Raw genomic sequence first — 7,219 nt, 5'->3', positions numbered from 1 at the left:
GGAGGTGGTGGTGGAATACCCGATCGGCCACAAGCGCCGGCGCGCCGACGGCATTCCGCTGCTGGTGGAGAAATTCCGCACCAACCTGGCGCGCCGCTTCCCGGCCAGGCAGCAGGAGGCGATCCTGGCCGTGTCGCTGGACCAGGCCCGGCTCGAGGCCATGCCGGTGCACGAGTATGTGGATCTGTATGTGATCTGACGGCCTCGGCCGGGCGGCTCCCGCTGCGTTGTGTGCCGCTTCGCCGGCGGCCTGGCACAGGTCGCCGGCCAAGGCCGGTGGTATGTCGCCCCGGCCGCTAATTGCATTTTAAGAAAAGGGCCGGCGGCCCTTTCTTCTTTTTGCGGGGTCTCAGAACAGCACGCTGCTCATCAGGGCCTTGGCCACGACCGTCGCTTGTTCCGCGTCCTCGCCATAGACCGACACATCGGTCACCACCTGCCTTTGTCCGCGCCGCACGACGATGGCCACCGCGCGCAGCGCGATACCGTTGGCCGGCGCCAGGTACTGGATCGACAGCGAGCTTGTGGCCCCGCCCCGCACGGTTGCCGGATCGGCACCCGATGCCGCCGCCGCGGCGCCGGCAATATCGATCAGGGTGGCGATCACCCCGCCATGCACCGTATCGCGCACGGTCACGTTGTCCGGGCTGAACGGCAGCACGAGTTCGACATGGTCGCGGGCCAGCGTGTCGAGCACCTCCCCTTGACGGCGCGCCACGGGCGAGGCGATCAGGATGGCTTCCACCATCTCGCGGATGCGCGCCGGAACGGCGCTATCGTTGTCGGCGGTGCTCGCGCTCGGCGTGGCGGCAATGGATGGCAGCATCGGGTCTCCTTGGCGGTGACAATGAGGATGTGGCTAGCGTAGCGGCGAGGCGCGCCGCCGCTCAATGACTTCGGAGGTAATCGCGCGCCTCCCGCGGCCGGGCGCCGCCGCCCCTGCGCTTATAATGTCGCCCCAGCCGCCGACCCCTTCCACGATGCCGACCACACCGCCCGATCCCCTCGCTCCCGCCCCCGTGGACAGTGGCGACGAACGCCTGTTCGACCGTCCTGACAGCCCGTGCATCGGCATCTGTTCGACCCTGTTCGACGACATCTGCCAGGGCTGCGGGCGCACCGCGATGGAAGTCAGCAACTGGGTGTTCCTGAGCGATGACGAGAAGCAGGCGGTCTGGGAGCGCATCACGCGAGAAGGCACCGCACGGCGCTTCCGGCAAGGCTGACCGCCGCCCTTCCCTCCAACACTCTACTGTCCGCTGGCCGCCTTGGCCGGCACCAGCACCAGCGTCTCGAAGGCATCGCCGCCCGCCTGCCGCCGCGCCCTGTCCAGCGTCACGAATTCCACCCTCGCCCAGCGTTCCGTCCAGTCGCGGTAGTGCGCCGACAGGACATTGCCCGACTGCCCGGTCGAACTGATGAAGCGTGAAGCGTCCAGGTCGGCCAGATCGTAGATCGCCCGCAGGCTGGCCGCGTGGACGTTCTCGAACGGCGTCGCGTCGTCGCGCAGGTTGTGGCGGCCCACATTGACCGTGTAGGTATCCCCGCCGGTCGGCACCTTGACGTTGAAGAAGCCCGCGAGCGACGGCACCTTCGCGAACGGCTTGTGCTCCGAGCGCGCCGCGTGGGCCGGGCCCCAGCGCCAGCGGTCCGGATCGTCGCCGTAGCGCTGCGCCAGGTCGGCCAGCGCCCGGGTCCATGCCAGCGCCACCGCGTCGTCGCAGGTTTCCCGGGCCGGCGTGGTGGAGTCGTCGCACCAGAATGCCCCCAGTCCCTCGGGATCGCGCAGCACGTTGAGCATCGGCTGCTGCACGTTGCGCTGCTCCCACATGCGGCCGAACACGCCCTCGCCCACCTTGTCCTGGAACAGCACGCGAGACAGTTCGCGCAGCCAGGCCGTCGCCACCAGCGGCTCCACGCGGTCGGCGCGCATGGCGCCGTCCCAGCGGCCCAGGGCGTCGAACAGCTCGCGCTCGCGCCGCGGGCGGGCCGTATCCTTGGCCACGCCGGACGCCAGCAGCAGCGGCAGCGCGTCGCGCACCGCCAGCGAGACCACGTCGCGCTGGATGGCCGCGAACGAGTCCATATGGTGCCGCGGGGTCGCGTCGATCAGCGTGCGGATACGCTGGTAGCGGTACGGCACGGTCCATTCGCTGGTGATGAAATACGGGTAGTCGTCCGCGACGATCTTCTGGTTGGCGGTAACGATCACGCCCTCGGGCGGGTTGTAGCTGCGGGGCAGTTCTTCGAACGGAATGAAGCCCGGCCAGTCGTAGCGCGCATCCCAGCCCGGCGCGGGCACCAGCCCCTTCAAATCGTTGCTGGCGCGCCGCAGCGGCACGCGGCCGGGCGCGATGAAGCCGATATTGCCGTCCACGTCCGCGTAGACCATGTTCTGCTGCGGCGCGTGGAAATCGCGCAGCGCCTCGGTAAAGCTGGCCCAGTCGGTCGCCTGGTTCAGTTTCAGGCCCGCCTGCAGCGTCAGGTCGTCGGGCCGCAGCGCCGCCCATTGGAACGCGATGGCGTACTGCGCCCCGAGCGGCGCGGCGGCGGTGGCCAGAGGCTCCGCCACATCGGAAATGACGGGGCCATGGCGCGAGACGCGTACGCGCAGCGTCACGTCCTCTGCATCCTTGACGCGGATGGTTTCGGTGCGGGTCTCGAAGGTGGCCCAGCCGGTGGGCGTCTGATAGCGCTCCGGATTGCCCGGCTGGATCCGCTCGATGTACAGGTCTTGCACGTCCGGCGCGGTATTGGTGAAGCCCCATGCGATCCGCGCGCCGTGGCCGAGCACCACCAGCGGCATGCCGGGCAACGTCGCGCCGGACACATCGAGGCCGGGGGCCCGCATGCTGGCGAAATACCACAGTGCGGGCGCCTGCAGCCCCAGGTGCGGGTCGTTGGCCAGCATCGGCTTGCCGGAGCGGGTGCGGCTGCCCGCCACGACCCAGTTGTTCGAGCCCATGCCCTCGACATAGCCGGCAGGCGCCATGGCCTCGACCCTGGCCATTGCGGTGGCGAGCGGCGCCAGGCGGCGGTACAGCGCGGCATAGTCCATCGTACGCAGCGGCTTGTCGCCCGGATACGGCGCCAGCAATTCGTTGATGCGCGACACCGGCAGCGTCTGGGCCAGCCGCATGCGCAGCGTCTCCTGCGTCCAGTTGCCGCCAAGGTCCCAGGCCATCATGGTCTGCCAGGCCAGCGTGTCGGCCGGCTCCCAGCGCTCGGGCTCGGTGCGCAGGATCAGGAATTCCGGCGGCAGCGGTCCCTTGCGCGTGGCGATGGACGCATTGACGCCATCCGCATACGCCCGCAGCGCGTCGCGCGTCTGCGGGGTGGCGCGATCGAAGATGGCTTGGGCATTGCGGCGCACGCCCAGGGTGCGCAGGAAGCGGTCGGTGTCGAGGGCGCCGGCGCCCAGTATCTCGGCGAGCCGGCCTGCCGCGATGCGCTTGTTCATCTGCATCTGCCACAGGCGGTCCTGCGCATGCACATAGCCGAGCGCGTAGTAGGCATCGAGCGGGTCAGTGGCTGTGATATGCGGCACGGCGTTGCGGTCGCGCACGATGGTGACCTTGCCGCGCAGGCCCTCCAGGCTCAGCGTGCCCGCGGTCAGCGGTTGCGATGCCTGCCGATACCAGACGTAGGCGGCCACCGCCGCCATCAGCGCCGTGCCGGCGACGATCACCCCCGTCCAGGCCAGCCGTTTCAACCATTGCATCGATCGCTCCTCCCGAACGCTCGCCCTTGCCTGCGGCGCTCCTTGTTGTTCTGTCCCGCTACCGACCCGCACCGCATCGAAGCGCCACATTATCGCTCACGAAAAAATGCCCGGACCAGCCGGGCATTGGTGGGGTTCAGCCTCGCTACGCGGCGCCGTCAGGCCGCCGGCTTCTTCAGCTGGAGAGCCTTGTATTCGAGGAATTCCTCGATGCCGTACTTGCCGGCCTCCCGGCCGATGCCGGACTGCTTGAAGCCGCCGAACGGTGCCAGCATATTGAACTGGCCGCCGTTGATATCGATCTGGCCCGTGCGGATGCGCCGCGCCACCCGCAGCGCCCGCGCCTCGTCGCCGGACCATACGCCGCCGGCCAGCCCGTAGATGCTGTCGTTGGCAATGCGCACCGCGTCTTCCTCGGTGTCGTAGCAGATGATCGACAGCACCGGGCCGAAGATTTCCTCCTGCGCCACGGTCGCGCGGGGGTCCACGTTGCCCAGCACGGTCGGCTTGACGAAGTAGCCCTTGTCCAGCCCCGCCGGCGCTTCCGGACCGCCGGCGACCAGCTCGGCGCCCTCGTTCAGGCCGCGGTTGATATAGCTGACCACCCGCTCCTTCTGCGTGGCGGAGATCAGCGGCCCGAGCCGCGTGGTTTCCTGCAGCGGATCGCCCACGGTATAGCCCTCCACCACCTTGGCCGCCAGCGCCTTGGCTTCCTCGTAGCGCGAGCGCGGCACCAGCATGCGGGTATGGGCGGAGCAGGTCTGGCCGGAGTTCAGCAGGCAGGCGCTCAGCGTGCCCTTGACCGCCGCGGGGAAGTCCGCGTCGTCGAGGATCACCGAGGCGGACTTGCCGCCCAGCTCCAGCGCCACGCGCTTGACGGTCTGCGCGGCCAGCTCGGACACGCGCTTGCCGGCGCGGGTCGAGCCGGTGAAGGACACCATGTCGACTTCCGGATGGCTGGCCAGCACCTCGCCCACCACCGGGCCATAGCCGGTGACCAGGTTGAACACGCCGGGCGGCAGCCCGGCGGCCTCGATGACCTCGGCCAGCACGAAGGCGTTCAGCGGCGCGACCTCGGACGGCTTGAGGATCACGGTGCAGCCGGCGGCCAGCGCGGGGGCGACCTTCAGCGTGATCTGGTTCAGCGGATAGTTCCACGGCGTGATCGCGCCCACCACGCCCACCGGCTCGCGCACCACCAGCGAATTGCCGACCTCTTCCTCGAAATCGAAGCTCTCCAGCAGTTTGGCCGTCTGTCCCCAGTTGTAGACGGGTCCCCCGACCTGGATCGCGCGCGCCAGCTTGATCGGCATGCCGACCTCGCCCGCGATCAACTGCGCCAGTTCCTCGGCGCGGGCCTTCAGCCCCTCGGCGACCTTGCGCAGGTATTCGGCGCGCACCGCCGGCGGCGTCGACGACCAGCCGTCGAAGGCGGCGCGGGCCGCCTGGATGGCGTCCTCCGCGTCGCGGGCATGGCCTTCCGGAATCCGGCCCATGACCGCCTCGGTGGCGGAGTGCGTGACATCGATCAGCCCCTTGCCATGCGGGCTTACCCATTTACCGTTGATATAGTTTGTCTCGTTGTTGCATAGCCACAGTCCCCAAGTGAGTCGATCGGCGGTTGCAAATCTTGTTACTTTTTATAAGTGCCCCACATTGTAGAACCGTTTTCCCGCAAGGATTTCGCGGCGTCGCCGGGGCGTTCAACGAGATGGCGATAATCGGCCGGCCGGCCCGCTTCTGTCGCGACACCCTGCCGCCCCGCACTACCCGCTGCACTGCGCAAAGAAAAAGGCCGGCGTCGCCGCCGGCCTTTCGCAGTCCATCCGCGCGATTCGCGCACTCAGTCCGCAATCCCCTGCGACTGCAGGTATTCGTCGTAGGTGCCGCCGAAATCGGTCAGCGTGCCGTCGGTGCGGATCTCGATCACGCGCGTGGCCAGGCCGCTGACGAACTCGCGGTCGTGCGAGACGAAGATCAGCGTGCCGGTGTACTTGTCCAGCGCGATCTGCAGCGATTCGATGGATTCCATATCCATGTGGTTGGTCGGCTCGTCGAGCGCCATCACGTTGTGCCGGCCCAGCATCAGCTTGCCCCAGATCATGCGGCCCTTCTCGCCGCCGGACAGCACCTTGACGGACTTCTTGATGTCGTCGGCCGAGAACAGCAGGCGGCCCAGCGTGCCGCGCAGCGACTGGTCGTCGTCGCCTGGCTGCGTCCACTGGCTCATCCAGTCCATCAGGTCGCGGTCGTCCGGGAATTCCTCGTAGGTGTCCTGCGGCATGTAGCCCACGTTGGCGTTCTCGGCCCACTTGACCGTGCCGCGGTCCACCTCGACGCCACCGCGCACCGCGGAATTGAGCAGGCAGCGCAGCAGCGTGGTCTTGCCGGCGCCGTTCTCGCCGATGATCGCCACGCGTTCGCCGGCCTGAATCGACAGGCTCAGGTTGTCCAGGATCTTGCGATCGTAGGTCTTGGTGACGTTCTCGGTCGACACGGCCAGGTTGTGCAGCTTCTTCTCGAACTCGAAGCGGATGAACGGGTTCTGGCGCGACGACGGCTTGATGTCCTCGACCTTGATCTTGTCGATCTGCTTCAGGCGCGAGGTCGCCTGGCGCGCCTTGGACTTGTTCGCCGCGAAGCGGCGCACGAAGTCCTGCAGCTCGCCGATGCGCTCCTTGGCGCGCGCGTTGGCGGCCATCTGGCGTTCGCGCGCCTGCATGGAGGCTTCCATGTAGTCGTCGTAGTTGCCCGGGTAGACCTTCAGCGTGCCGTAGTCCATGTCGGCCATGTGCGTGCACACGGAGTTCAGGAAGTGGCGATCGTGCGAGATGATGATCATGGTGGAGTCGCGCTCGTTGAGCACGGTTTCCAGCCAGCGGATCGTGTTGATGTCCAGGTTGTTGGTCGGTTCGTCCAGCAGCAGCACGTCCGGATTCGAGAACAGCGCCTGCGCCAGCAGCACGCGCAGCTTCCAGCCCGGCGCCACGTCGCTCATCTTGCCCTGGTGCTGGTCGGTCGGGATGCCCACGCCCAGCAGCAGTTCGCCGGCGCGCGACTCGGCCGTGTAGCCGTCGTACTCGGCGTACTTGGCCTCCAGTTCGGCGGCCTTCATGTAGTCTTCGTCGGTCGCTTCCGGGTTCGCGTAGATGGCGTCGCGCTCGGCGGCCGCGGCCCACATCTCGGTATGGCCCATCATCACCACGTCCAGCACGCGCATGTCCTCATAGGCGAACTGGTCCTGGCGCAGCTTGCCCAGGCGCACGCCCGGTTCCAGCATCACGTTGCCGGAGCTGGGCTCCAGGTCGCCGCCGAGGATCTTCATGAAGGTGGACTTGCCGCAACCGTTCGCGCCGATCAGGCCGTAGCGGTTGCCTTCGCCGAACTTGACCGAGATATTCTCGAACAACGGCTTGGGGCCGAACTGCATGGTGATGTTTGCGGTAGATAGCACGTCGTAGACCTTCTGTGGTGATGCGGTAAAAAATGCGGTAAGCG

Annotated in this window: 4 protein-coding genes and 2 pseudogenes; 2 read left to right on the top strand and 4 right to left on the bottom strand. The window is 67.7% G+C overall.

The genetic code is table 11. From position 1 onward, the window contains the following. A pseudogene (prpD, locus tag LDO27_RS21095) lies at positions 1–199 on the top strand (2-methylcitrate dehydratase); the annotation flags it as partial. 150 nt (positions 200–349) lie between these two features. On the opposite strand, the gene LDO27_RS21090 reads toward prpD, so the two are convergent. After that, complete coding sequence (locus LDO27_RS21090; protein WP_224043831.1) at positions 350–826, bottom strand: PaaI family thioesterase; 477 nt, start codon at positions 824–826, stop codon at positions 350–352. Between the two features lie 154 nt (positions 827–980). Between LDO27_RS21090 and LDO27_RS21085 the strand changes: the two genes are divergently transcribed. Next, positions 981–1,226 (top strand): DUF1289 domain-containing protein, encoded by a 246-nt coding sequence (locus LDO27_RS21085; protein ID WP_224043829.1) that lies wholly within the window; start codon positions 981–983, stop codon positions 1,224–1,226. A 23-nt stretch (positions 1,227–1,249) separates the two neighbouring features. Here the strand turns inward: LDO27_RS21085 and LDO27_RS21080 are convergent, their stop codons facing one another. The 3 genes and pseudogenes from LDO27_RS21080 to LDO27_RS21070 form a co-directional block, all read right to left on the bottom strand. Beyond that, the gene (locus LDO27_RS21080) at positions 1,250–3,721 is read right to left on the bottom strand and encodes a penicillin acylase family protein (RefSeq protein ID WP_224043828.1); all 2,472 of its coding nucleotides are present in this window, start codon (positions 3,719–3,721) and stop codon (positions 1,250–1,252) included. Positions 3,722–3,879: 158 nt separating this feature from the next. After that, positions 3,880–5,311, bottom strand: a pseudogene (locus LDO27_RS21075) (aldehyde dehydrogenase family protein). Positions 5,312–5,564: 253 nt separating this feature from the next. After that, positions 5,565–7,175: an ABC-F family ATPase gene (locus LDO27_RS21070; protein ID WP_222203319.1), complete on the bottom strand. Its 1,611-nt coding sequence runs from the start codon at positions 7,173–7,175 to the stop codon at positions 5,565–5,567. Positions 7,176–7,219 lie beyond the last annotated feature (44 nt).

Origin of the sequence: Cupriavidus respiraculi, from assembly GCF_914271545.1 — a bacterium.
Taxonomy (GTDB): Bacteria; Pseudomonadota; Gammaproteobacteria; order Burkholderiales; family Burkholderiaceae; genus Cupriavidus; species Cupriavidus respiraculi.
Note: the sequence above shows the minus strand (reverse complement) of the source record. Positions and strands in the feature narration are given on the sequence as shown.

Bases quoted from the DNA above. Each gene is read 5' to 3' on its own strand.
- LDO27_RS21090 (WP_224043831.1), bottom strand. From the start codon at position 826: ATGCTGCCATCCATTGCCGCCACGCCGAGCGCGAGCACCGCCGACAAC.
- LDO27_RS21085 (WP_224043829.1), top strand. From the start codon at position 981: ATGCCGACCACACCGCCCGATCCCCTCGCTCCCGCCCCCGTGGACAGT.
- LDO27_RS21080 (WP_224043828.1), bottom strand. From the start codon at position 3,721: ATGCAATGGTTGAAACGGCTGGCCTGGACGGGGGTGATCGTCGCCGGC.